Source organism: Streptomyces sp. SID11385 (assembly GCF_010548245.1).
Taxonomy (GTDB): domain Bacteria; phylum Actinomycetota; class Actinomycetes; order Streptomycetales; family Streptomycetaceae; genus Streptomyces.
The window spans coordinates 1-1,222 of sequence record NZ_JAAGLR010000369.1 but is presented as its reverse complement, the minus strand read 5'-3'; the positions used below and the strand labels follow the sequence as shown (position 1 = coordinate 1,222).

At 77.4% G+C, this 1,222-nt stretch carries 1 protein-coding gene; it reads left to right on the top strand.

What is annotated here, in order from left to right; genetic code table 11:
• Nucleotides 1–406: 406 nt before the first annotated feature.
• On the top strand, nt 407–1,222 hold an 816-nt coding region (gene opcA / locus G3I42_RS11035; protein ID WP_164284901.1), incomplete at its 3' end, for a glucose-6-phosphate dehydrogenase assembly protein OpcA.

The following is a 1,222-nucleotide window of genomic DNA, read 5'->3' as shown; positions in this document are numbered from 1 at the left end:
CCCGTGCCGAGGCGGGCGCCGACGAGGGCGGTCCAGTCGTCGAAGGCGGCGCCCGGGAGCGCGGCGAGGGGCCGGTAGGCGGCCGCGTCGGGCGGGGGCGTGGTGGCGACGGCGAAGTAGGGGCCGAGCGGGGCGAGCCGGGCGAGGAGGCCGGCGGTGGTGGGGGCCGTCATGGGCTGGTGTCCGTTCCCGGCGCGGGGCGCGCCGCGCACGGGATCGTTTCACAGTGCCGGGTGGCTGCCGCCCGGGGTGGGCACGCTCGTACGCTGAACCCGGGACGCGACCGGTGCTCCGGGAGTCCGTGGCCGCCGCGGGCGGCCTCCGGAGGTCGCGTGGGGAAGGCGCGAGGCGTCCGTACGACCTCGTACGGCGCTCGTACGACTTGGGACGGAGCAACGCGCACACCATGAGGATCGATCTCACCGACACCACTTCCAGCGACATCAACAAGGCCCTCGTGTCCGCCCGCCGGGCGCTCGGCACGCCGACCGTGGGACGGGTGCTGACGCTGCTCGTCGTCACGGACGAGGAGGACGCGTACGACGCGCTGCGCGCCGCGGGCGCCTCCGCGCGCGAGCACCCCGCGCGCATCCTGCTCGTCATCCGCCGTACCTCCCGCTCCCCGCACCGCCGCGCGCTGGCGCGTCTGGACGCCGAGGTGCGGGTGGGCGCGGACGACGCGGGCGCGGGCGAGATCGTGGTGCTGCGCCTGTACGGGGAGGTCGGCAAGCACGCCGACTCGGTCGTGCTGCCGCTGCTGCTCCCCGACGTGCCGGTCGTGGCCTGGTGGCCGTACGGCGCCCCGGAGAACCCGGCGGCGGACCCGCTGGGCGCCCTCGCGCAGCGCCGCATCACCGACGCGTACGCGTCCGAGAACCCGGTGGCCTTCCTCGCCGGGCTGCGCCGCTCCTACACCCCCGGCGACACGGACCTCGCCTGGACGCGGCTCACGCTGTGGCGCTCGACGCTCGCCGCCGCGCTCGACCAGGTCCCCGGCCCCGTGCGGTCCGCCGTCGTGGAGAGCGAGGCGGACAATCCGAGCGCGGAGCTTCTCGCGCGGTGGCTCGGGGCGCGGCTCGGGGTCGACGTCGAGCGGGTCGTCACGGGCGGCCCCGTGATCACCGCGGTGCGGCTCGGCACGGCGGCCGGGGAGCTGAGCGTGGAGCGGCCCGACGGCCCGCTCGCGAGCCTCGCGCTGCCCGGACGCCCGCCCCGCCCGCTG